This window comes from Chitinophaga alhagiae, from assembly GCF_003568665.1.
GTDB lineage: Bacteria > Bacteroidota > Bacteroidia > Chitinophagales > Chitinophagaceae > Chitinophaga > Chitinophaga alhagiae.
On record NZ_QXMH01000001.1, the window covers coordinates 1,567,607 to 1,592,366 of the forward strand.

Below are 24,760 nucleotides of genomic sequence, written 5' to 3' on the forward strand. Positions count from 1 at the left end.
TCCGGGCTGGATTTGGAATTTTAACACCGGTGCGATGCCGGTTTTATTCTTCAGTTTTCTTTTTGCGGGTAGTTTTAGGCTTTTTTTCCTCCCCTTCCGCCGTATCAGCTGCCGCTTTTTTAGCCGCCGCTTTCTTTTTGGGAGCGGGTTTTTCAGCCGCCGGTGCTTCTTCAGCGGGCGCCTCTTCCTTTTTTGCTTTTGCCTTGGCTTTGGGCTTGGCTTCTTCCGCCGGTGCAGGAGCAGCCTCTTCTTCTGCCGCGGTTTCTTCGGTCTCTTCCTCAAAGGTCAGCAGATCGTTGCTTTTCAGGATGGCATACCACTTCACCATTTTTTTCATATCGCTCACGTAAACGCGCTCCTCGTCAAATTCGGGGAACACGTTTTTGAAGTACGCTTTGATGGCATTATTATCGGCTTTGCCGTCTGCAAGGGGGAACTGGGCCTCTTTCTCCTGCATTGCCTTGAATACCGCTGACAGGTTTACATTATCGCCCGTAGTGAACACCTCAATGCTTTCCAAGGGGGTAAAATTATGTACCCGTGAAGACACGAAGCGGGTGCTTTTGTCTTCCAGCGATCTTACAATAGCGCCATCCTGCTTGCTGGCCAGCAATTGGAATAAACCGCCCAAACCGGTTACTGCAACAATTTCTCTGTACTGCATGAATTCATTTTTAAGAACGGCAAATATAAAAAAATAGCAATAGATAACCCCCGACAAATTTTCACTTGGTGGCCGGCTCCTACAAAAATCAGCGGGCGGTCAATACCAGCGGGAGTTTCCAGGTTTTCACCCGGCCTGCCGGGTTGAAAATCCTTATAAATATAACATAGATTCCGGGCGGAACCGGCATTTTTTGATGGTTGAGCCCGTCCCAAAACACCTTTCCGCCCGTTCCTAACAGCAAATTACCTGCCAGCGTGCGCAGTTCCCGGCCCCGGGCATCCAGTACCAGTATAGAACCTGTATAGCCGGCCTCCGGCAGTTGCCACTGAACGGCGGCCACATCGTTTTGCCCGTCATTATCCGGGCTAAACGCCGGTGGATGCACCGCAAACGGGCTTTCCTGCCCCCCGCCCCCCTGCAACCGCTGGGAATTTTCATACCCGGGCGTGGCATAACCCGCTGTGGCAGCAGCAGAATGCCAGTTTTGCGGGTCTTGCGCAGGTTGAGAAAGCCCCAGCCTTTCCAGTGAAACGCCACGGGTAGCAGGCAAGGTGGCCAGGTGAAAGGAGCGGTGATAGGCCAGTTCATCCACCACCGGGCCGTTGGGGTGCAGCAGCACAACATGGCCGGCATCGGGCGGCAGGGTGGGCAGTGCGGGCAGCTGCAGCAACGCGCCCTTGCAGGTGTAAGCATGGCAAAGGGCGGCCGCATTGTCAGTAAAGGCCAGGTACGCTCCGGGCAGCAGCATGTGCGGCCCGGTTACCAGCGGCACTGCCTGCCGCAGCGCCCCGTCTTCACCGCGCCCGGCCAGGTGCAGCGGGTACAGCTCCAGCGCCTTGCCGCTGTTATTATAGATCTCCACAAAATCAGGCGCACCGGGCGGCGGGTCAAACAGCACTTCGCTGATCACCAGCTCCCCCGGGGCGGGTGGTTCCGGCAGGGCAAAGGGAACAGCTGGCAGGGCGCCCAGCGGGCGGCCCACGCAATCCTGTAAACCGTTGGCCTGCAGGCTGTAACTGCGCCCTTTTTGCAGCGGCTCCGCCAGATGTATATGTACGGCATGGAAGAGCGGCGGCGCCACTACCACGGCCGCAATGCCCGGCAGGCTGTAATTTGCCGCTATGGCGGCGGAAACACTGTCTACCCCGCCGGAAAAATGCAGCACAAGCTGTACACTATCGGTAACGGATATACGAACTATTACCGGCAGCGGCGGTTCGGGTATAGCGCCCGCCACAGAATTGGGTTGGCCCGGCGTACCGCCTGCAGGCGCCGTGGCCGCGGCCCAGTTCCACTCCCCGGAGCAGGGCCGGCGCGCGTCTTTCATTTCAAGGCTCCAGCCGCCATTGTCCTTGATGCTGCCCTGGTACCAGCTTTTGCGGTAAGCCACCGCATGCACCAGGGCGCCCTGCACGTCATACAAGGCCAGGGTCTCCCCTTCGTTAGAAAGAGACGGAAAACCGGAGCCGGCAATGCAGGGCGAGAAAACAGGCCGGGAGGCCAGCACCACCAGGCTGTCTGGCTGCAACCAGTATTCCGGCAGTTTCATGGCCCCGGTGCTGTCTTTCAGCAGCCAGCCTTTCAGGTTCACCGGCGCGGTACCGGCATTGCGCAGCTCTACAAATTCATACTCCGGCAGGCCGGCGGTTGGTGTAGGGTCTGCCATAATTTCGTGGATCAGCACCTGGTAACGGTGTGGAGAAGGCCGCTGGCCAATTGCCAGCAAAGGAAGAACGGCCCACAGGACGCCCCAAACAATGGAATACATACAAGAAGAGTTTAATGAGTTAACAAACTCACCGAATATAAATAAAATCTTGGTTTTCTGTATTAATTTTGGGCCTCTTAAAAACACATATGTAAAATGAAAGTAGCCGTAGTAGGAGCAACCGGTCTGGTAGGCTCCAAAATGTTGCAAGTATTGGCGGAAAGAAATTTCCCTGTAACGGAACTGATACCCGTAGCTTCCGAAAAATCTGTAGGCAAGGAAGTGGAATATAAGGGCAAGCAGTACAAGGTGGTGAGCGCAGATACGGCTATCAGCATGAAACCGAACGTAGCCATTTTTTCCGCCGGCGGCAGCACCTCGCTGGAGTGGGCGCCCAAATTTGCCGCGGCCGGTATTACGGTGATCGACAACTCGTCCGCATGGCGGATGGACCCCGCCAAAAAACTGGTGGTGCCGGAAGTGAACGCCGCCGCGTTAACGCCGGAAGATAAAATTATTGCCAACCCTAACTGCTCCACCATACAAATGGTGCTGGTGCTGGACCCGTTGCACAAGCAATACGGCATCCGCCGCGTGGTAGTATCTACTTACCAGTCTGTAACCGGTACCGGTATAAAAGCCGTTACGCAGCTCATGAACGAGCGCCAGGGCATTGCCGGTGAAAAGGCATATGCGCATGAAATTGACCTCAACGTAATACCGCAGATAGATGTGTTCCTGGACAACGGGTACACCAAAGAGGAAATGAAAATGGTACAGGAAACGGTAAAGATCATGGGAGACGAGCGGGTAAAGGTAACGGCAACGACTGTACGAATACCTGTAATGGGCGGGCATAGCGAAAGCGTGAATATAGAGTTTGAAAAAGATTTTGACCTGGCCGAAGTGCGGAAAGTGTTGGCAGCCACACCGGGTGTGATAGTAGTAGATGAACCTGCCAGTGCAAGTTACCCGATGCCGAAAGATGCACATGACAAAGACGAAGTTTTTGTAGGCCGCATCCGCCGGGATGAAACGCAGCCCAATACGCTTAACCTTTGGATTGTGGCAGACAATTTACGCAAAGGCGCCGCTACCAATGCGGTACAAATTGCGGAATACCTGCAACAGAAAAACTGGTTATAAATCCGTTACAAAAATTTATTCCAAAGGGCCGGAGACTGTTACAGCACACTTCGGCCCTTTTTCTGCTTTTTAGTATCCCATTGCATCTCAATCACTTACCTGTAGCTACTTTCAACCGATTATTAAGCCCGCCCATACCGCTTTACCGGTAAAGACCGTCATGCGTCCTTTATTCTCAATGAATTATATAATTGCACATTTGGAATTTGAAAAAAAGAAATGTAAATTCACTTCCCCGTCAAAAAATTACGTGGCGGGATATACGAACAAACTGTTAAGAGCAACTGCCAAAGTGCCTGCGGGCCGTTATTTTTTTTAGCGTGAGAAACTGTTAATAACTAGTAATAAAAACTACACAGAAGTAGTATGGATATGTGGGGGATAAACTTCAACTTTGAATTACAATCCTATGCTAATAAATTCTTTATCTGTTTTTTGCATGACAACTAAACTATCAAACTAAACACCCTTTATCCTATGAAAACCAACACTAACCGTGAACTTCTGTTAATGCACAAGTTTACCGAAGAGTGGAGCACGAATTTTTCCTCACAGGTCTCCCGGATCATGAACATTGTTGATCAGAAAGACACCCTCGATGGAATTATGCCTATCATTGAAGTAGCGAACGTATACAATCAACGTTTTGCACAAACACGTACAGACAAGGAGAACCTTTTGAAAAACCGTAAATCCCGCCCGTTTGAGTTTTTGATACACAAGAATTGATTTACTGTTCCCCCTTATTTCTCCGGCAACGGCGCCGGGCGAAATGCTAGTTGCCGGCAGCCCTTTTAAACAGGTACCTTCCGGTAACTAGTGCAGCAAGGGTGTCTTACTCGTGCAACGCGCTGTTGAGGAAATTGATAAAAGGCTGCATGGTCGCAAACGTACGCAGTATGTCACGCACAATGGTTGGCTGTATGGCCGCTTCATCTGGCACATGGTGGCTAACGATCAGGCTTTTTAATTTTATATAGGCTATAGCCGGATTATCTTCATGATACCCCTGCGGCACTGTTTTCAGAGAATCGCCGTTTACTTTGCCGAAGAGGCGTATAAATTCTTTCTGTCCAATAATACTTTCAAACTCCGGGAAATTGTAGTCTATTTCCTGCCGCATCTTTTTCAGCACCGGCGCTTCCGGCATCCAGATGCCGCCACCGGCAAAACTGTTGCCACCGGGCTCCAGGTGAAAATAGTAACCGGCATAAGGGCTCTTTTTGCCGCCCTTGGAAAAGGAAGCGCCCATATTGGCCTTGTAAGGCGTTTTATCTTTCGAGAAACGCACATCTTTATATATACGGAACACACAGTCTTTCACCTGCAGGCTTCCCAGGGCGGGGTCTATTTTGGCAAGCCCGTCTATGATCTGCTGTACCAGGCTCTCAAAGTCTTCCTTGGCTTGCTGGTACTGGGCCCTGTTATCGTCAAACCAGGGTTTGTTGTTGTGTAGCCGGAGGTCTTTCAGGAATTTCAATGTAGAACGTTGTAGCATATATTTTGCCCCTTTTGGGGCAAAAAGATACAAAAACTCCGGTTTGCCGGGGATTTTTTTCCTCTGGCAAACCGGAGCGGTCAATTTGGGGGCCGGCTAAAATAACCGGCCCCTCAGCATAATGGTCTGGTTAAACCTTCTTATATGAGCCAGCGTTTAGATTTAAAATTTGTAAATGGCGGCCAGTAATACGTTGGCAGAATTGCTCTTGGGCGTTTCTGCTTTTTTCATGAACGCATCTTCCGAAGCCATATCCAGCCGCACCTCCGGAATGAGGGTGAAGCCGCCTACCTTGTACTGCCCTGAAAGGGTGAGCGCCACTACACTGCCGCCTTGCGGGTATTCCGCCAGGGAATAGAATTTCAGGCCGTCTTTGTCAGACAGGTACTCTCCGCGAAGCGTAAGGCCGAAGCTCTCAACGGGGTCGTAATTAAGGTACAGGGCGGAACCGAACCAGCTGCCTTTTGTATCGGCCGGTTTGTTGTTGTACATGCTCACAGTACCATTGTAACCCAGGCCGAACTTGGGGGCTACCTGGTAGGTGATCACGGCATCCAGCTGGTCATTACGGGTCTGGAAGGTATCGCGGCCGCCAATGTAGTTCAGGTAAAACTTGAACGGTACTTCAGCCGGGGAAAATCCATATTGCGCACCTATAAACTTGATCCCACCCCAGGAAGCAGACTTAAAGTCTGTCGGATTGAACACGCCTGCCATGAAGCTGTGCGATCCGAAAGTTAAATCTGCTTTTAACCCGGTGTGGAAAAAGGGCCCATAGGAAAACATATAAGACATACTATAGTTCCTGTTAGCATACGCATCCACCAGTTCATACCCCACATGCGTGCCGTAGCTGCCGAAAGTGAATTTCAGCCAGTCCGCAGGCGCATATGTAACAAATAATTGTTTGATGGCCAGCCGGGTATTTTCATCGTTATAAGAAAAATCCTCCGCTCTTTTACCAAAACCGATGTCTGCCACCATGCCCACATTCTTGAAAGAGCTTTCCAGTTTGAGGGAAAGCATGTTCAGCTCAAAAGAATTGTGGGAGTTGGTGAAACTGGTTTTCCCGTCCGTATCATTTTCATTGAGGTTATACTTGTAATACACGTCTGCAGATCCGGATAATTTGAAACCTACCGGAAGCAGGCGGGTGGAGTCTTGTGCAGAGACAGACATAGCAGAGCATACAGCCAGAAGCGCGAATAAACTTTTTTTCATTATACGGGAGATTTGGTTTGAACTGGTGAATAAAATGATAAGGCCGCTGGTTGTTGAGGTGCTGAGTAAAGGCATGAGCCGGCCGGACTGCCCACCACCACGGCGTTTTATGCGCCGCAGTGGTAAACAATGTATCCGGGATCAAACAAATTGTACTGACTAGATTATTGACTGGTTGATAAGATGATAGGGGAAATCAGGACTGTTGTACACCCACTTCCTCGTCCGCGAGCTTGCCATGGCCGTTCACGCTGAGATTGTTCGGGTGATAGATCTCGTTGTGCTGGGTAACGTCCAGGCCAAGCTCTTCCTCTTCCTCAGTCACACGCAGGGGGTGAATGTAGTTGATGAGCTTGAAAATAGCCCAGGATACTACGAAGCTGTAGCTCACTACCAGCAGCAGGCCCAGTACCTGGTTCTTAAAGAGGTTGAAGTTACCGTAAGCCCAACCACTTTCTGAAATGGCCGGGTTAACAGCAGCAGAAGCAAATACACCGGTAAGCAGCATGCCCGTCATACCACCTACACCATGGCAGGGGAATACGTCCAGCGTATCGTCCACAGAAGATTTGTTCTTATAATGCACCACAATGTTGGACACAATGGCTGCAACAAAACCGATGAAGAGGCTCTGCGGTACGCCAACAAAACCGGCGGCTGGGGTGATGGCCACCAGGCCTACCACAGCACCGATACAGAAGCCGAGCACGGAAGGTTTTCTGCCGCGGATCACGTCAAAGAATATCCAGGAAAGACCGGCCGCTGCGGTAGCTGTGTTGGTGGCGGCAAAAGCTGTTACTGCCAGCGCGTTGGCACCCAGGGAGGAACCGGCGTTGAAACCGAACCAGCCGAACCAGAGCAGGCCGGTACCGATCAGTACAAAAGGAATGTTGGCGGGCTGCAGCTCCTGCTTGGCAATATGGGCCTTCCGGCGTTTTAGTACCAGGGCGCCTGCCAGGGCAGCGCAACCAGCGGAAATATGCACTACGGTGCCGCCGGCAAAGTCCAGCACACCCAATTTAAAGAGAATGCCGTCTGCATGCCAGGTCCAGTGCGCTATGGGCGCATATACCAGCAGGCTGAACAGTACCATGAACAATACATAAGAAGTAAAACGGATACGTTCGGCCACCGCACCTACTACCAGCGCCGGCGTAATAACGGCAAATTTTAACTGGAACAGGGCAAACAGCATCAGGGGAATAGTGCCCCAAGGCTCCCCGGAAGCTACTCCGTTAAAGAAAAAGTAAGTGGTGGGGTCACCAATAAGCCCTCCTTTTGATTCTCCGAACGCAAGGCTGAACCCTACTACTACCCAAATAATGCTGATGAGCCCGGTAGCAATAAAGCTCTGCATCATGGTAGAGATCACATTTTTACGGTTTACCATGCCTCCGTAAAAGAAGGAAAGGCCGGGCGTCATTAAAAACACCAGTGAAGCAGCCACCAAAATCCAGGCGATATCTGCAACATTATATTTGCTGGCATCAGCAAATGTGGGAATTGTAGGTAAAAAAATGCCAATTAATGCAATGGCAGTCAAAAAAATAAAAGGCAGATAGTCCTGAAATGAAATTTTCTTCATAGCGTTTCATTTTAAATTTCGAAATAAAAGTAGGCACGAGATTTAAAACGTCAAATAGAAGAGGCAAAAATTGGAAATTTTTGAAAAAATGGGGATTAAGGGAGGGTTGAGCGCAATGAAATATTAAATAATTATAATATAATGTTTGTTTTGGACAGGTACAATAGTGCTAAATGTGGTTGTTCATTGCATTTAAATATTTGATAATCATTTAATTAAGAAGAAATGATCTTTAAATTACGAAAATCTAATTCCGCTGGATCAGTTTGTTACTACAAAAATCAATAAATTGGTTGAAACATTTGACCAGTAAGGATTTAAATATTAAAGGGAACAATGCTGTTTATATATAAACAGCATTGTTCCCTTATTAATATTATAATAAATTCTATGTGACTTTTTATTTTAGCCGGCTATTTCCGTTTCATATTTTCCAGTTCCTGCTGCATGGCAAACATCTGGTCCCGCAGGCGAGCCGCTTCCATAAAATCAAGATCTTTTGCGGCTTTTTCCATTTCCTTGCGCACCCGCTGTATGGTTTTCTCCATTTGCGGGATGCTGGTAATGGTATTCTGGTTGAAAGTGACGCCATCATCCGCTACCACCGCCATTTCATCGTGCACGGCATAAGGAGAGCTGTCATCAAAGTGCCTGATCTCCAGTACAGACGTTTGGCCGAGTATCTGTTCTTTGGATTTCCGCACGGTTTTGGGCGTAATACCATGTGCCTCATTGTGTTTCCGCTGCTTCTCCCGGCGCCGGGCCGTTTCGTCCATGGTACGCTGCATGCTGTCAGTGATCTTGTCTGCATAAAAGATCACCAGCCCGTCTACGTTCCTGGCCGCGCGCCCCGCTGTTTGCGTGAGAGACCGCTCATCCCGCAGAAACCCTTCCTTGTCCGCGTCCAGAATAGCCACCAGGGATACTTCCGGCAGGTCAAGCCCTTCCCGCAGCAGGTTCACGCCCACCAACACGTCTATATTGCCAAGGCGCAGGTCCCGCAAAATTTCCACCCGCTCCAGCGTGTCTACCTCGGAATGGATGTAACGGCTCTTGATATTGATACGGTGCAGGTATTTATCCATTTCTTCCGCCATACGTTTGGTGAGGGTGGTTACCAGTACCCGGTCTCCCTTCAGCACCCGCTTGTCTATTTCATCCAGCAGATCATCTACCTGGTTTTTGCTCGGCCTCACCTCTATAGGCGGGTCCAGCAGGCCGGTAGGACGAACGATCTGCTCTACCACCACCCCTTCCGTCTGTTTCAGCTCGTATTCACCGGGGGTAGCGCTGACAAATATGGTCTGGTTCAGCAGGTTCTCGAACTCATGAAAGTTCAGCGGGCGGTTGTCTAGCGCCGAGGGCAGCCTGAACCCGAAGTCTACCAGCGTCAGCTTTCGGGAGCGGTCTCCGCCGTACATGCCGCTTACCTGGGGAATGGTAACATGGCTCTCATCTATCACCAGCAGAAAATCTTTCGGGAAATAATCCAGCAGGCAGAACGGCCTTGTGCCGGGGTTTCGCCGGTCAAGGAACCGGGAATAGTTCTCAATACCGCTGCAGTAGCCCAGTTCCCGGATCATTTCAATATCGTAATTCACTCTTTCAGAGAGGCGTTGCGCTTCAATGAGCTTGCCCTGGCTTTTGAAGTATTCCACCTGGGCGCCCAGTTCGTCCTGGATCTCGTGCAATATCTGCACCATGAGATCTTTGGGCGCCAGGTAGAGATTAGCCGGGAATACGGCCGCGGTATCAAGCGTGGCAATACGTTTGCCGTTGGCAACGTCTATGCTTTCAATTTCCTCTATTTCGTCCCCGAAGAAGGTAATACGGTAGCCGTAGTCTACATAGGGCAGGTTAATATCTACCGTATCTCCCTGTACCCTGAAGTTGCCGCGGTTAAAGTCTCCGGTGGTACGGGTATAGAGGGCGTTTACAAGACCGTGCAGCAGGGTGTTGCGGCCAATGGTAAGGCCTTTATGGATACGGAGAATGCCGTTCTCGAAATCTGTAGGGTTACCCATGCCGTAAATGCAGGAAACACTGGCCACCACAATAATGTCCCGCCGGCCGGAAAGCAGGTTGCTGGTGGCGCGGAGGCGGAGCTTGTCCAGCTCCTCATTGATGGCCAGGTCTTTTTCTATATATGTATCACTTACCGGCATGTAGGCTTCCGGCTGGTAATAGTCGTAATAGCTCACAAAGTATTCCACGGCGTTTTCCGGGAAAAACTGCTTAAACTCCCCATAGAGCTGGGCTACCAGGGTTTTATTATGGGTGAGTACCAGGGTGGGCTTCTGTACGTTCTGTATTACATTGGCCACCGTGAAGGTTTTCCCGGAGCCTGTTACCCCCAGCAGGGTTTGCGCCCTTTCTCCGTCCTGGAGTCCTTGCGTCAGGAGCCTGATGGCCCCCGGCTGATCGCCGGCGGGCTGATATGGTGCGTGCAGCTTGAAGGGCATAATTATATTTGGATTTCGTTGATCGGGAAACGAATTTCGGTATTTACCGGGGAATGACCGAAATTCGGACGTTAAAATATCTACAATTACAGTTCCATGAAACAACTTTTTTGGAAGGCGGCACTGGCAGTGCTGCTGCTGGCGGTAACCAACAGGGCGGCTTTAGCCTGGGGCCCTACAGGGCACAGGGTAGTAGCTGAAATTGCGTCTTTTCACCTGAGCCAGAAAGCACGCCAGGCCGTTAGCGGCATTATCGGGAATGAAACACTGGCCATGATATCCAACTGGCCGGACTTCATTAAATCAGATACTACCAACCTGTATAAACATACTTCGCCCTGGCATTACCTGGATTTTCCGGGGCATTGCAGCCGCGCTACGTTTGACAGTATTATGGCCGCCTCCAGGGGAGAGAACCTGTATACCATGACGCTGGCCATGATGAAAGAACTGAAAAACCCGGTCACCCCTAAGGCCCGCAAACGGTTTGCCCTCAGCTTCCTGGTGCATATGATCGGGGATATGCATATGCCCTTGCATGTAGGGCGGGACGAAGACCAGGGTGGCAACAAGATACAGGTAACCTGGTTTGAACGGCCCACCAACCTGCACCGTGTGTGGGACGAGCACCTGGTAGACTTTCAACAGTACAGCTATACAGAATATGCCGGCCTCCTGAACCGGGTAATGACGCAGGCGCAGGCCAAAGCCATACGGGCCGGAGGCCCGGCAGACTGGATGTGGGAATCCCATCTGCTGTCTGACAAAATATATGACCGCACCCAACCAGGTGACAAGCTCAGTTACCGGTACAATTATCTTTTTGCGGAAGATCTCAACAGCCAGTTGCTGAAAGGCGGCGTACGGCTGGCAAAGGTATTGAACGAGGTATTCGGGTAGCCGGCGGCCCCTCATCCGCCAGGCCTGTTAAAAAAAGCGGTTGCCCCTGTAATGAAGGCAACCGCTTTTTATGCTACAATATCATTTCCTGCTATACCAGGTCAATATCAAAATTAACGAGCTGTACAAATTGCTCCAGGCGGGCGCTGATCTCTTCTTTGGTAATTTCGCGCAGGCGGGCGGCGCCAAACTTTTCCACGCAGAAGGAAGCCATGGCAGATCCTACAATGATGGCTGTTTTCATGTTCTCGAAAGAAATGTCTTTCGTTTTGGCGAGGTGGCCCATGAAACCGCCGGCAAAGGTATCACCGGCACCGGTGGGGTCAAACACTTCGTCAAGCGGCAGCGCCGGTGCAAAGAAAACATGGTTTTCGTGGAACAGCAACGCGCCGTGTTCGCCCTTCTTGATGATCAGGAAGCGCGGGCCCATGGTCAGCACCTTTTTGGCCGCCTTCACCAGGGAATACTCTCCGGTAAGCTGGCGGGCCTCGCTGTCATTCACCATCAGCACGTCTACCATTTTCAGGGTCTTGAGCAGGTCTTCCAGCGCCACGTCCATCCAGAAGTTCATGGTGTCCATCACAATGAGCTTGGGCCGTGGGTTCATCTGGTTTATTACGCTCATCTGTACCTGGGGCGTAAGGTTGCCGAGAATCAGGAACTCGCTGCCCTGGTAGCTGGCAGGTATTACCGGCTGAAAATCTGCCAGCACGTTCAATTCTGTAGCCAGGGTATCACGGGAGTTCATGTCCAGGTGATATCTGCCCGCCCAGTAAAAGGATTTTTCGTCTTTTTTTACCTGCACCCCGTCGAGGGCTACGCCTCTTTTTACCAGGGCATCCAGCTCGGCCTGGGGAAAGTCCCCGCCTATCACAGATACCTGGTTCACAGGTTGTATAAAGTTGGAAGCTGCCCAGGCAATATATGAAGCAGAGCCACCTACGATTTTATCCGATTTACCAAAGGGCGTTTCAATATCGTCGAACGCCATGGTACCTACTACGGTAAGAGACATGTAATGAGCTGATTTAAAGGTTTAAAAAACGCAGCAAATGTAACAAATTAGCCTGTAAACCCAGGTTTTCTTCCAATTCCCCTCCCTGGGCCCATACTGATGGCGATGCCGCTGCAACAAACCGGGCGGCCATAATAATAGTCAAACGCCCCATTTGAGCATAATGGCGGACACCGGCGCCTCTCACAATAAAAACATCCTCACATCGTTTGCAAATGCCCGGTCTTCAAGAAAGCACATGATAGAACCAAAAAATATTTTACCTGCAACGCAATACCGTAAAGCATTTGAGCATGTTCACCAGTACTCTTTTCAAAAAAACCTGCGTTCCCTTTGTAACTTTTTAAAACAAGCTCCGTTTAACACATGTACTGCAAACGAAAAGTACACCACTTAACCTAATTACTTTAAACTAAGCTATTAAAACGGAAATCATGCTTATGCTTAAAAACCAAGCCCGTACCCTGGGCCTGATCGCTATTGCCGTGTCCGGCATTACCATTGCCTCCTGCTCAAAAAACGAGGAGCCGGACAAGGTATACCGCTCCAAAGAATACCCGCTGAAAGACAAAGCCAACGCAGCGGCCGGTAAAGTAACCGTTCAGGAAACTTCTGACAGCACTTTCCGTCTGACCATCCGCCTCGACAAATCTACCAAAGACACCAGCTACACCTTTGCCATTTTAAAAGGCAGCACCGGTACGCCCACTTCAGATACCGCATTTGCCATGCGCATTACCAGCCAAACCACCGGCGCGCCTGTAGACGCCAAGTTTGACCGGATAGACAGCATACAGATAGACGAAACGCACAAGCAGAAATTTACGTATGACAGCCTGCTGAAATACCAGGCTTTTGTAAACGTAACCTTCAAAGACCTGGAAGATGTTGCCGCTCCAAAAGATAGCCTGGTAGCCATCGGCAACATCGGCAAAAGTGCACAGTAATTAACGTACAGTTTTTTTAGTTGATAGATGGAGAAGGCTGTTCTGCCCCACAGAGCAGCCTTTTATTTTTCAGGCGCCGGTAAAAAGGAATGGCCGGATAAAGCATCCGGCCATCATTGTATATGAATAGGATATGGTTCATGATGGGAAAGAATTCCCGCTAAGAACATCTTTACTGCGTTAACTGTTCAGCTCCTAATTCTTCAGTACTTTAAATTCCGTGCGCCTGTTCAATTGCCGGCCATCAGGATTATCTTTCCCGTTGGGCAGTGTGTTGGGTGCAATGGGCCTGCTTTCGCCATAGCCCTTGCTGATCACCCGGTTTTGAGGAATGCCTTTGCCCACCAGGTAGTCTACGCAGGATTTAGCTCGTTCGTTAGACAATTTCAGGTTATAGGCATCCGTGCCTTTACTGTCCGTATGAGCCCCCAGTTCTATTTCCATTTTAGGATTATCCAGCAACAGGTAATACAGAGAGTCCAATACTACCTTTGATTCCGGGCGCAGGGAGGCCTTATTGTAATCATAGAAGATATCATTGATCACAATCGGCTTGTCTATTTCAAAACGTTTCAGGCAGACGGCAGGGTTCATCATGGAATCTACCATGCTGAGCTGCTCTGACGTGAAATTGAAGTTTTTGGAGAAGTAGTTTTCTTTTTCTATCAGCACCTTGTACTTTTTACTCATTTCCACTTCAAAAGTATAGTTGCCCCCCGGGCCAGTGGTTTGCGTTTCCAGTACATTGCGCTGGGTACTGTCAAGCAGCGTGATCCTGGCGCCTTCCAGCGGCTTGTTGCCATCACAGTCCAGCACCAGGCCTCCGGCCATTTTCACCTTGCGTTTTACAGCAAATATTTCCAGGCAGCATACAGATTCCCTGTCTGAACTGATGAACCCTTTTTGCAGGGCGTTGCCTGAAACCAGTGATGCAAAGTACAGGTCGTCTTTTGCGGAGTTGAGGGGGTAACCCATGTTTTCCGGTACGGCCCAACGTGTAAAGTCTCCCTTGCTGCTGAAAAAATCCAGCCCGCCAAAACCCGTTCTTCCACTGGTGCTGAATACCAGCACCTGTTTGGCAGGGTCATAAAACGGGGCGCTTTCTTCTTCTATGGTGTTGATGGTGTTACCCATGTTGCTGGGGGCACTCAGGGCGCCGCCGGCCCCGATGGTGCTGTACCAGATGTCAAACTTGCCTTTACCGCCAGGCCTGTCTGACACGAAAAGAAAATATTTCCCGTCAGCCGTCACGTACGGTTCCTTGGCGTTATAGCCAGGCGCATTGATGGCAGCTTCCAGCGGCTGCGGCTCTGACCAGGTGCTGCCGCTGCGGGTGCTGCGGTAGATGGAAGACTGTTTGATGCCGTCTTTCTTCGTCCACCGGGTGATGTACATCGTATTACCATCCGGTGTAATGGCAGCGGCCCCTTGTTCCATGCCTTTTTCCATGGGAATAGACAGCTTTTCATTACTCTCGAAATTGCTGGGGCCGCCTCTTGCTACGTACAATGTGTTCACAAAAGGATTGGCTTTCTTTTCCAGCAGTACGGAATCCGGCCGGGAAGACGTGAAATAAAATGTATTGCTGCTCACCGGCACGGGTGCATAGTTGGCCCCGCCCTGGTTGATATTGCCGGTTACCTTCACCACTTCGTACCGGGGCGGGTATTTCATTTCCTCTACCGCAAACTCGCAGTTCTGTATTTCCAGTCCGGTACGGTTAGAGTATTCATCTACCCCCTTATAACTTTGTTTGAACTGCTGGAACTGTGCCAGCGCCTTTTCGTAATCTGCCGCGGTCTTTGCATTGGCGCGGATGCAGGTGCCGTACCAGAAGCGGGCCAGGGGAAACTGCACCGGGTCAAAATTGACAGCTTCCGCGTACCATTTTTCAGCATTGCTGTAATCATAGTACATTCTGTAAGACTCTGCCAGGCGGTATACCACCTGTTCATAATCTTTCAGCTTTTTCTGTTTGCTCTTGCCATCTTTGACAAGCTGGTAGGGTTTGTACTCTCCGGGCTTCACGGTAAAGGTAGTGAGGGCCTTGCTGTAGTACTGCGCTGCGGAATAATAATCTTTCTGTTCAAAGTAGGTATCCGCCGTGCGTTTATAATCGTATATCAATTGTGCGCGCAGGGCGTTCAATGAGCATCCTGCCATCAACAACAATATGAGTGTAACTTTTTTCATAAGTTCTGTTTGATGTTACTGGAACTTTTTTTTATAATCTCGGGCAGATAAAATATTCGGGCTGCATAATTCTGCGCTTGCGGCCTATGAAAGACAGCGATATCTCGAAAGCATTGCTGCCGCTGGCCAGGCGCCGTAGGTTGGATGTATTGGCATCGTAGCTCAGGCCCAGCGTGAAGTTTTTATAATGAACGCCGGCAAAGGGAGACACCGCATCATTTATCCTGTAGTTAGCCCCCAGCAGCAGGTCGCACTCTTCGTTCACTTTCAGTTGACCATATACGCCCGCTACAATTTCTTCCGCGTTGCCCTGGCGCATGTAAAGGCCGTGCGGTGTGATGGCGATGATATCTGTCAGCCGGATGCGGGACCCGCCATGTACCAGGTAACGTACAGGCAGTTTGCGCGCTTCGGTGTCATCTGCCACAAAGGGATCTTCCGGCTGGGTGAGGTGCGCACCGGCCACGCCAATAAAGGGGTTGAACTGGTGGTTGGGGTTGCCATCAAAAAGCAACAGGCCCGCATTGGCATCAAAAACGGTAGAAGAGGTGGCTCTCAGCGTTTCTCCGGAAGGAATGTTGGGGTCAAAGCCCATCACAGGGTTGTACTGGCTGCCTAGTTGAAATTTGGACTGGTCTACCCGGCGGTTGATGATGCCGGCCTGTACCCCTGCTACCAGGCGGGTGGTACCGTTCCTGCCCATTTTAACACCACTGTAAGACACGGTGGCCATAGCGTTAAAATAGTTAAACCCGGCTTCGCCGGCAGACATATTCAGTGCAGTAATACCAAGGCCCAGGTTCTTCTGCGTAGGTGCGTCAAAAGATACGCCGGCAGTAGAATAGGGGGAACCGAAATTGGCCCACTGGTTGCGGTAATTGCCGGTAAGCCGGTAGTCTCCGTCAATCACCCCGGCCATAGCGGGGTTGAGCCATAAGGGGTATGCATAATACTGTGAAAAATGCGGATCAACCTGCGCATGGGCCGTACCTGCAAAGAAGGCGCTGATGGCCAGCAGGGTGACAAGAATTTTATGTTTCATGAGAAATTCTTTTTGAATTTTGAATGGGCCGGAGTGAAGCGCGGGGCTTCATTCCGGCCTTTTTTGAGTGTGCTTGCCTATTGCGTCCGGGGTTATCTTACAAGGGTAATTGTTCCCCGTTTCTGTACAGTAGTCCCATCTTGCAGGGTGGCTCTCAGCGCGTAGGTGTAAACACCCAGGGGTTGCTGTTTGCCGCTCATGGTGCCGTCCCATCCGCGCGCTTTGTCTCTCGATTCAAACACCAGTTGTCCCCACTGATTGTATATCCTGATCTCCATGGTATTGATAGTAGTACCATACACGTAGAGAATATCGTTCACCCCGTCATTATTCGGTGTAAATGCATTCGGTACAAATATGGTGTTACCTGCCGGGTTTTCCGTTTCGCCACCGCCCTGGAACCAGGAGCTGTTGGCGCATTCATTGGCACCTACAGACATCACCAGCAGGGTAACCGTCTGGTTCGGCTGCAGGTTAACCACGGTATGCGTAGTGCCTGTAAGCCCGGAGCTGGGTTGTGTGAACGTTGTACCACCGTCTGTTGATACTCTGTAGCCGAGTACGCCGGCTACGGCATTCCACTGGAAGGTAACAGAAGTGGCCGTTTTGGCGGCTACGGTTACGGCAGGTGCCGGCAGCGGAGCATACACATTGATGGTGATGGCCGCGCGGGTAGCACTGGCGCATCCGCCGGTGTAGGCTGCTTCCACGTAGTAGGTGGCGGCTGCCGTGAGGCCTGGCGTTGTGAATACCGGCCCGGTGAATACCGGTGTGCCGCCGGTAGCCGTGGTGTACCATTTGAATACCACGCCGGCCTGTGCAGAAGTGGCAGTAAGCGTAGCCGTGCTATCAGGACAAACCGTATTGGCGTTGGCCGTTACACTGGGTACCTGCGGCACGCCGCCTACCGTTGCTACTGCCCTGGCCCTGCCGGCGCTGGCGCATCCGCCGCCAATTACCGCTTCAACAAACACTTCCATGTCTGCCGTTAACTGGCCGGTGGTGTAGCTGCCGGAGGCATCATCCCGCAGCAGGTTGCCTGCCGCATCATACCAGCGGTAGGTAACGTTAGACAGCGGGTTTTGTACATTGAAGGTGGCCGTAGTACCGGAGCAGATCGTTACCGCACCGCCATTGGCCAGTACAGGCGTGGCCGGGGCATCTGCCGCTACCAGTATCACCTGTGCGCGGCCGTTGCTGGCGCAGGTGCCGCCAGACAGGGTTGCTTCCACATACACGGTGTCTTTTGTGCTCAGCGGACTGGCAGTGGTATATGCTTCACCAATGAAGAGCAGTGTGCCGTTAATGGGCGCGTCGTACCAGCGGTATTGCAGGTCCGTGCGTGCGTTGGTAATTCTTACCGTGGGCCGCAGGCCTCTGCACACGGTCACTTCAGCCGGCGCTACCGGCACATCGGGACCGTTGGTAATAGTTACGTTCACTTGTGTACGGCTGATGCTGGAGCAACCATTGGCATTTACCGCCGTTACGTAGTACGTTTTGTCAGTTGTCAATACCGGCGTTACAAAGTCCGCGGTAGTTGCCAGCGGCGTGCCGCCGGTGGCCACATCATACCAGCGGTAGCTGATACCGGCCGCGGGGTTTGCCACGCGAAGGGTAGCCGTATTGCCAATGCACACGGTTTTGCTGGTGGCGTCTACCGTTACGGCGCCCGGTGCGGGGTTCACCACTACGGTTACACTGGTTCTGCCGGCGCTGGTGCAGTTGCCGCTCATGGCTTCCGCATAGAAAATAGTGGTGGTAGTAAGACCTGCAGGTGCAAACGTGGTGCCTTCCGCCAGCTTGTTGCCGCCGGTGGCAGCATCGTACCAGCTATAGGTAAGGCCTGCCAGCGGGTTTTGTATAGACAGATTGGCCGTAGCTCCCTCACATATGGTGGTATTGCCTGCAATAACAGGTAACAGCGGAGCATCCGTTACCTGGATGTTCACACGCGTGGGCGTGGTGCTGCGGCAACCGCTGCTGCTCACCGCTTCCACATAGAAGCTGCCATTGGCCACCTGCACACCGGTTACGAACGTAGCGCCGCTAAAAAGGATGGTTCCGCCCGGCGTGCTGTACCAGTTATAAGTAACGCCTGCCAGCGGGTCGGTTACGCGGAGCGTAGCCTGCGAACCGCGGCAAACGGTTACATCTGTGGCTTCTACGGTTGGTGCGTCCAGCCCGGGCACCACTGTTACGGTTGCGGTGCCTCGTGTAGTGCTGACACAATTACCGGCGCCGGCCGCTTCTACAAAGAATGTTGCATCTGCGGTAAGCGGGGCGGTGGTATAGCTGGCGCCGGTGTGCAACAGCGTGCCACCGGTAGCTGCATCGTACCAACGGTAAGTAATACCGGCAACCGGGTTCTGCACCGTGAAGGTTACAGCCTGGTTAGCGCAGGAGGTTTTTGCATTGTCTGCTACTACCGGCACGGGCGGCGTAGCGTCCGCATTGACGGTTACCATCACGCGGCCGCCACTGTTGGGGCATCCGCCGCCACTGTTCACGGCTTCTGCATAATACAGCGTAGTGGTATTGATGGCCGGTGTAGTAAATTCACTACCCGTAAATACCGGCGTGCCGCCAGATTGTACGGAGTACCAGCGGATGATGGCGCCCGGAGTGGAAGAGGTAGCGCGCAGGGTGGCAGGCATACCGGTGCAAACCGTTACGTTGGCTGACTCCGCCACAGGATCTGCGGGCGCTGTGCTTACCGTTACGTTCACGGCCACGCGGGTTACATTGCCACAGCTGCCATTATATGCTTCTGCGTAGTAAATGGCATTGGCCGTGAGGGCCGGTGTTGTGAACACGCTGTCTGAAGATACCGGTGTACCGCCGGTGGCTGTGGTGAACCAGCGGATAGTATGCGTGGGATCTACTGCGCGCGCTATGAGAACAGCGGTGTTGCCTACGCAAATGGCGGTATCTCCCTTCAGTATCTGAGGCGCATCCGGTACAGGACGAACCTGTATGGTAACAGGCGTACGTAATGGGTTTACGCAATCGGTAGACGTACGCGTGATCTCTGCGTAATAAGTGGTAGTAGCCGTTAATGCAGGCGTTGTGAATACAGTTCCTGTAAATTCAGGCGTACCGCCTGCTGGTGTGGTGTACCACTTGATGGTGCCGCTGGCAGACCCTGTTGCTGTGAGCGTAGCAGTGGTGCCTGCGCACACAGTGGTGTTATCTGCCGTTACGGCCGGGGCGCTAAGCACCCGGTTGGCGTACAGTACATCTACACCGGTGAGCACAGAGGCCAGGCCGCCTCTTGCCCTTATTTCCACCTGCGTATATGGCGCTTCCGGCACAAAAAGGGCAACGGCATCCTGCGTACCGCCCAACAGGCTCAACCGCAGGCCGCTGGCATTCAGCGCCTTGGTGTCTCCATTGGAGGTAGTGCCATTGTAGGAAGTGATTTCAATTGCCGAGAGCACATTCACGTCCAGCAGGCCCGTGGGCACGCGGAAGCGAACTTTTATCGTATCGCCCGCCGCTGCAACGCTTCCAAAGTCGAGGCGCTGGTAAACGGAGGTGCCGAGCAATGCGCCGGTCAACCGCAGGGAAGATACGTTGGTAGTATCGGCGTCAGTGGAGAACAACGGATCAATTACGCCGCAAAGCAGGCAAATGCCGCCTCCCACGCCGTTAGTCTGCGCTGTTGCAAAATCGCAGGCCGGGTTAAAGTTACGGTTCACGTTCACCGTTACTTCCGTACGGGCGCTGGCGCAACCTGATGCGCTGGCCGCTTCCACATAGTATTTGGTAGTGGCCGCCAGTTGCGGAGTGGTGAAAGCGGCTCCGGTAAACTCAGGCGTACCACCGGTGGGGCTCAGGTACCATTTGTAAATGGCGCCCGGCGTGGTGGAAGAAGCGGTGAGTGTAGCGGTTTGGCCGTATTCAATAGTGCCGCTGGCGGGTGAAATGCTGACAGTGGGTTGCAACGGCGTGGTATTCACCGTTACGTTCACAATGGCCGCGGCACTGGTACACTGCCCGTTAGCGGCTACTACGTAGTAGCTGGTATTGGCGCTCAGCGCGGGCGTTACAAATACCGGCCCTGTAAATACCAGGTTATCCATTGCCGCGCTGGAGTACCAGTTAAACACAACGCCGGGCGTGGTAGAACTGGCTGTGAGGGTAGCCGTGGAACCGGCACAGATAATTGCCGCTGACGGTGTGATCACCGGTGTTACCGGTTTTGCAGCAATATTCACCTGCACCGCCGTACGGGCGGCGCTGGCGCAACCGCCGGAAGAAACGGCTTCCGCATAATATACCACCGAGCTGTCAAGCACCGGAGTAGTAAAGGTATCTCCGGTAAAGAGCGCCGTGCCGCCGGTGGGTGTAGCATACCAGCGGAAAGTAGCACCGGCGGGGCCGGTGGCCTTCAATACCGCGCTGGTACCGCTGCAGGTGGCAACGGAACTGTTATCTACGGTGGGAGCCGCCGGAGCAGCGCCCAGCGTTACTACAGCCTTGGCCCTTACAGGGTTGGCGCAGTTGATAGACGTTTTCACCGCTTCAACATAAAATGCCGTGTCTGTTGTAACCGGCCCGGATTCGAAGGTAGTTCCTGTGGCGAGCGGTGTACCGCCGGAAGGCGTGCTGTACCAGCGGAAGGTGGTATTGGCCCTGGGCGCAACACCCAGAGAGACCGTACCTCCTGCGCAGGTGGTTACAGCATCCGGCTGCAGTACCGGCGCCGGTACAAAACGCTGCGCGTAATGTATGTTAAGCGCGCTCAGCGCGGTGGCCACACCGGAGTTCATGCGCACTTCCACCCTGTCAAACACAGCTGCCGGCGCAAAGGTCAGTATGGCCTGCTGGTTGCCGGGCAGGAGCTGCAGGTGCAGCAAGGCGCTGTTAAAGGCCGTACGGTCATTATTATAGGTAGTGCCATTATAAGTAGCTATCTGTATGCTGCCCAGCAGCCCTACATCTGCCAGGGAAGCAGGGAAGGATACCAGCAGCCGCACACTGTCTCCTGCATCTGACGGCGAGGGGAAAATGAGCGTTTGCTGTACATAACCTCCCAGCAGCCCTGCTATTACATGCATGCTGGAGAAAGTGGTGGTGCTGGCGTCAATGGCAGAAGGCTGGTTCTCTACATAACAACCTATGCAAAGGCCATTGGCGGCGCTTACCTGCGTATTAGCGTAGTCACAAGGTACGTCCGGGTTATCTATCAGTACATTGGCAATTACCTGTACCCGCTGGGCACTGGCGCAACCGGTAGCAGTAGTAGCTTCTACGTAATAGGTAGTAGTAGCGTCCAGCGGCGGGGTGGTAAAGCTGGGGCCGGAGAACAGCGGCGTACCGCCGGCGGGCGTGCCGTACCAGTTATAGGTAAGCGCAGGATCAGGCGTATTTACGTTGAACGTGGCCGTTTGCCCCTTGCCGATGGTAACAGACGATGCCGTAACCGATACGGCCGCAAGGCCTGCTTTCACAAATGCCGGTGTGCGCACTTCGCTTTTACATTGTGAACCGGCTGAAACCGCCTCCACGTAATATACCGCATCTCCGGTTATGGCGCCGGTGGTGAAGGTGGCGCCGGAGCCCAGCAGTGTACCGCCGGTAGGTGCGTCGTACCAGTTGAAGGTAGCGCCTGCCGGTGCGTTGGCGGTAAGTGTGGCCGTCTGGCCGATGCATACGTTCACGGTATCTGCCGCCAGAGCCGGCCGGGCCGTAATCTGCTGCGCATAATACACATCTATTTGTGTAAGTGCCGTAGCCACACCACCTACATTTATTTCTACTTCGTCAAATACGGCGGAAGGAGCGTAGGTAATGGATGCACGGGTACCGCCATCCAGCAGTTGCAGGCTGAGCAGGCCATTGTTAAGAGCGCGTACGTCTGCCGCAGTTTCTACGCCATTGTTACGCGGACGGAGGGTAACGTTGCCCAGCAGGCTGAGGTTAAGCAGCCCGGTAGTGGCGCCTACCACCACACGAAGGCTGTCTCCCGGTACACTTTCATTCGCAAACGCTATGCGCTGGTACACCGCAGCGCCCAGCAGGCCAACCGGTACATGCAGGTTGGTGGCCGTTTGCGGGTTCTGGTCTACCGCCAGCGTGGGCTCGTTCACCTGGCACAGCAAACAGAGGCCTGTGGTGCCATTGGTTTGCGTTGCGCCGGCGCCGCAATCGAGGTTGGGGCTATTGGGGCCTACTGTTACTGCTACCGGTACGGCAGTACGGATGTAACTTGTCAGACCGTCAGGCGTTGATGCCTCTACATAGTATGTAGTGCCCTGCACCAGTACAGGCGTATTAAATGTGGCCCCGGTGGCAACAGGCGTGCCGCCGGTGGGTGTTGTATACCAGCTGAATGTGGCGCCTGGTGCGCGAATAGACGCTGTGAGCGTGGTATCGCTGCCGAAAGGCACAGCGGGATCGTTTGGTGTAACAGACACGGGGATGAAGGCCGCTGCTTCGTAGATGTTCAGGTTGGAAAGGGCGGATATTGCGCCGGTGAGGTCTATCTGCACCCCGTCAAAAGTACTGTTAACGGGGACCGTTACACGGAATTTACCTACGCTGCCGGTGGGATCAAGCCCCAGCAGCTGCAGGTTGGCCAGTGCGTTGTTAAGCGTCCGGGTATCTCCGTTAGGCGTGTCTCCATTGAAGGTTTGTATCCTGATGCCGGAGAGCACGTCTGCGCTGAGCAATTGTGCGGGCACGCCCAGGGTGAAGGAAATGCTGTCTCCCGCCTGGTAGGTACCAGGGAAGGTAATACGCTGCCCTACTGATCCCAGGGCGCCCACCGTAATAGATGCGGTAGATGCGGTGGTGGTATCACCATCTACAGCGGCATTGCCATTAGACACGGTACAACCTACGCAGAGCGGGGTGATAACGGGGCTTTGCTGCCGGTCTCCATACGTCCATAGCGGGCCGGGGCCGCCACCAAGGTTTACGTTTACCGCTTTTCTGTCAGGACTGGCTATGCCGCCGTCTACCGCCTCCACGTAGTAAGTGGTACTGCGGGTAAGCGCAGGCGTGGTAAAAGATGGGCCGGAAAATGCGGGGGTACCGCCGGTTGGAGACGTGTACCAGTTAAAAACCGGGTCTGTACCACGAATAGATGCATTCAGCGTAGCGGTAGAACCATAAGGGGTAACCGCCGGGGAAGGCGTTACTACTACGGGCACCACTGCACGTACATCATATATATGTAATCCGCCTAAGGCGCTTAATACAGAACCTTGTGTAACATCTATTGTGTTAAAGGCGCCGGTGGCCGCAATAGCGGCCCTTCTTTTGCCCGTGCTGCCAACGCCGGCTCCCAGCAACCGCAGGTTGGCCAGGCTGCCAAGACTTGCCGTGGTAACGGCGGCGCCGGTGTTCATGCGGAGCGTTACCGTAATGGCGTTCAGCACATCCAGGCTGAGCGTTGCATTGGGCACCTCAAAGTCAACCAGTATGCTGTCTCCCGCCTCATACGCGGCCGGCAGTGTAATACGCTGGCCAAAGGTTGCCACCACGCCTACCCCCATGTTGATGGTAGTGGCGGTGTTGGGGTCATTGTCCCAGGAGGCTCCCGGGCTGGACAGCGAACAGAGCAAACACAAGCCTGATAAGGTAACGGGGCTTGCGGAAGTACCGCGGGTCATAATAGGTGCGGCAAAAAATTGTGAAGAAGCCTGTGGCCGGGTCATTTCCCCGGCGTTGCTTTCGTGGTGAGCGGGATACCACCAGTATTGTGGTGATGCTGCGCGCGCATCCTGCAATGGCACAAGCTGGAGCAAGGCAACCGCAACGATGCAAATGAGACGCAATAAGTTCCCAGGAGTAACATTAAGACTCATATACAATGGTTTGGGTAAGAATGAAAAAGTTTTTATTGATGGTATAGCTTATGGGGATCACACCTGTATATGAACAGGATATGGTTCCAACAAAAACTGTCCTTTGATTTCTGCATAGGGTTATGAATTGTAGAAAGAATATCTGTCAAAAAGATTCCATAGCTAACAGTTCCGTTGATGTTTTTGATAGGATACTTTCTTTTGGTTGTTATGCATTCTTCACAGCGAAATTAACAGGCCCGTCAATGGAAACGAAAGGCCATTCCTATTCATTCCATTCAGTATTTGCCATTCTGTTCATTTAAAAAAAACTCTGTTCATTTTCTGGCAAACAGAACAAAAGCGCTGAATAATTGTACGGTCGGCTGAAAGTGGCCAGCATTGTCAGTTTCCTGTAAAATCCCTCATTTCCTCTCACCCTTATTCACTCCATTTCAAGCGGTTAGGCATCCTACTTATGATATTTTGCACATGAGCCGCACAAAAAATTTTTTTGTCGATTTTATCTTCTTAATTTCCTTATACTCAAAAATGTAAATATGACCATTCATTTGTATGT

14 protein-coding genes are annotated in these 24,760 nt (G+C 52.4%); 4 read left to right on the top strand and 10 right to left on the bottom strand.

Annotation, left to right across the window (positions count from 1 at the left end):
- Window positions 1-43: 43 nt before the first annotated feature.
- Entirely contained in the window at window positions 44-664 is a 621-nt protein-coding gene (locus D3A97_RS06255) for a DUF5606 family protein (protein ID WP_119078461.1), read from the bottom strand.
- Between the two features lie 88 nt (window positions 665-752).
- Window positions 753-2,435, bottom strand: a complete 1,683-nt coding sequence (locus D3A97_RS06260) for a lamin tail domain-containing protein (protein ID WP_119077529.1) — start codon at window positions 2,433-2,435, stop codon at window positions 753-755.
- Between the two features lie 96 nt (window positions 2,436-2,531).
- Here D3A97_RS06260 and D3A97_RS06265 point away from each other — a divergent pair, with 96 nt between their 5' ends.
- Window positions 2,532-3,521, top strand: coding sequence for an aspartate-semialdehyde dehydrogenase (locus D3A97_RS06265; RefSeq protein ID WP_119077530.1), 990 nt, complete (start codon window positions 2,532-2,534; stop codon window positions 3,519-3,521).
- Between the two features lie 477 nt (window positions 3,522-3,998).
- A complete protein-coding gene (locus tag D3A97_RS06270) occupies window positions 3,999-4,250 on the top strand; it encodes a hypothetical protein (RefSeq protein WP_119077531.1) in 252 nt (83 codons plus the stop codon).
- A gap of 106 nt (window positions 4,251-4,356) precedes the next feature.
- Here the strand turns inward: D3A97_RS06270 and D3A97_RS06275 are convergent, their stop codons facing one another.
- The 4 genes from D3A97_RS06275 to uvrB all read right to left on the bottom strand — a co-directional run bounded on the left by D3A97_RS06275 (window position 4,357) and on the right by uvrB (window position 10,287).
- Window positions 4,357-5,019, bottom strand: coding sequence for a DUF2461 domain-containing protein (locus D3A97_RS06275; RefSeq protein ID WP_119078462.1), 663 nt, complete (start codon window positions 5,017-5,019; stop codon window positions 4,357-4,359).
- A 162-nt stretch (window positions 5,020-5,181) separates the two neighbouring features.
- Complete coding sequence (locus tag D3A97_RS06280) at window positions 5,182-6,198, bottom strand: outer membrane beta-barrel protein (RefSeq protein ID WP_232825869.1); 1,017 nt, start codon at window positions 6,196-6,198, stop codon at window positions 5,182-5,184.
- Between the two features lie 238 nt (window positions 6,199-6,436).
- Window positions 6,437-7,825, bottom strand: a complete 1,389-nt coding sequence (locus tag D3A97_RS06285; protein ID WP_119077533.1) for an ammonium transporter — start codon at window positions 7,823-7,825, stop codon at window positions 6,437-6,439.
- A 413-nt stretch (window positions 7,826-8,238) separates the two neighbouring features.
- On the bottom strand, window positions 8,239-10,287 hold the full coding sequence (uvrB, locus tag D3A97_RS06290) for an excinuclease ABC subunit UvrB (protein WP_119077534.1): 2,049 nt from the start codon (window positions 10,285-10,287) through the stop codon (window positions 8,239-8,241).
- Window positions 10,288-10,383: 96 nt separating this feature from the next.
- Between uvrB and D3A97_RS06295 the strand changes: the two genes are divergently transcribed.
- Window positions 10,384-11,187 (top strand): S1/P1 nuclease, encoded by an 804-nt coding sequence (locus D3A97_RS06295; protein ID WP_119077535.1) that lies wholly within the window; start codon window positions 10,384-10,386, stop codon window positions 11,185-11,187.
- Window positions 11,188-11,278: 91 nt separating this feature from the next.
- On the opposite strand, the gene D3A97_RS06300 is transcribed toward D3A97_RS06295, so the two are convergent.
- Complete coding sequence (locus D3A97_RS06300) at window positions 11,279-12,202, bottom strand: PfkB family carbohydrate kinase (RefSeq protein ID WP_119077536.1); 924 nt, start codon at window positions 12,200-12,202, stop codon at window positions 11,279-11,281.
- Window positions 12,203-12,642: 440 nt separating this feature from the next.
- On the opposite strand from D3A97_RS06300, the gene D3A97_RS06305 reads away from it, so the two are divergent.
- Window positions 12,643-13,149 carry a hypothetical protein gene (locus D3A97_RS06305; protein ID WP_119077537.1) on the top strand — a complete coding sequence of 169 codons (507 nt, stop codon included), beginning with the start codon at window positions 12,643-12,645 and terminating at the stop codon, window positions 13,147-13,149.
- Window positions 13,150-13,344: 195 nt separating this feature from the next.
- On the opposite strand, the gene D3A97_RS06310 is transcribed toward D3A97_RS06305, so the two are convergent.
- From D3A97_RS06310 to D3A97_RS06320, 3 genes are all read right to left on the bottom strand, one after another.
- Window positions 13,345-15,342: an OmpA family protein gene (locus tag D3A97_RS06310; protein WP_119077538.1), complete on the bottom strand. Its 1,998-nt coding sequence runs from the start codon at window positions 15,340-15,342 to the stop codon at window positions 13,345-13,347.
- A 31-nt stretch (window positions 15,343-15,373) separates the two neighbouring features.
- A complete protein-coding gene (locus D3A97_RS06315; protein ID WP_119077539.1) occupies window positions 15,374-16,384 on the bottom strand; it encodes a PorP/SprF family type IX secretion system membrane protein in 1,011 nt (336 codons plus the stop codon).
- 92 nt (window positions 16,385-16,476) lie between these two features.
- Window positions 16,477-23,958 (bottom strand): Ig-like domain-containing protein, encoded by a 7,482-nt coding sequence (locus tag D3A97_RS06320; RefSeq protein ID WP_157986373.1) that lies wholly within the window; start codon window positions 23,956-23,958, stop codon window positions 16,477-16,479.
- Window positions 23,959-24,760 lie beyond the last annotated feature (802 nt).

What these genes read in the sequence shown, in the direction of transcription:
- D3A97_RS06305 (WP_119077537.1), top strand. Translation starts at nt 12,643, where the DNA reads ATGCTTAAAAACCAAGCCCGTACCCTGGGCCTGATCGCTATTGCCGTG.
- D3A97_RS06295 (WP_119077535.1), top strand. Translation starts at nt 10,384, where the DNA reads ATGAAACAACTTTTTTGGAAGGCGGCACTGGCAGTGCTGCTGCTGGCG.
- D3A97_RS06315 (WP_119077539.1), bottom strand. Translation starts at nt 16,384, where the DNA reads ATGAAACATAAAATTCTTGTCACCCTGCTGGCCATCAGCGCCTTCTTT.
- D3A97_RS06275 (WP_119078462.1), bottom strand. Translation starts at nt 5,019, where the DNA reads ATGCTACAACGTTCTACATTGAAATTCCTGAAAGACCTCCGGCTACAC.
- D3A97_RS06255 (WP_119078461.1), bottom strand. Translation starts at nt 664, where the DNA reads ATGCAGTACAGAGAAATTGTTGCAGTAACCGGTTTGGGCGGTTTATTC.
- uvrB (WP_119077534.1), bottom strand. Translation starts at nt 10,287, where the DNA reads ATGCCCTTCAAGCTGCACGCACCATATCAGCCCGCCGGCGATCAGCCG.
- D3A97_RS06270 (WP_119077531.1), top strand. Translation starts at nt 3,999, where the DNA reads ATGAAAACCAACACTAACCGTGAACTTCTGTTAATGCACAAGTTTACC.
- D3A97_RS06265 (WP_119077530.1), top strand. Translation starts at nt 2,532, where the DNA reads ATGAAAGTAGCCGTAGTAGGAGCAACCGGTCTGGTAGGCTCCAAAATG.
- D3A97_RS06280 (WP_232825869.1), bottom strand. Translation starts at nt 6,198, where the DNA reads ATGTCTGTCTCTGCACAAGACTCCACCCGCCTGCTTCCGGTAGGTTTC.
- D3A97_RS06285 (WP_119077533.1), bottom strand. Translation starts at nt 7,825, where the DNA reads ATGAAGAAAATTTCATTTCAGGACTATCTGCCTTTTATTTTTTTGACT.
- D3A97_RS06260 (WP_119077529.1), bottom strand. Translation starts at nt 2,435, where the DNA reads ATGTATTCCATTGTTTGGGGCGTCCTGTGGGCCGTTCTTCCTTTGCTG.
- D3A97_RS06310 (WP_119077538.1), bottom strand. Translation starts at nt 15,342, where the DNA reads ATGAAAAAAGTTACACTCATATTGTTGTTGATGGCAGGATGCTCATTG.
- D3A97_RS06300 (WP_119077536.1), bottom strand. Translation starts at nt 12,202, where the DNA reads ATGTCTCTTACCGTAGTAGGTACCATGGCGTTCGACGATATTGAAACG.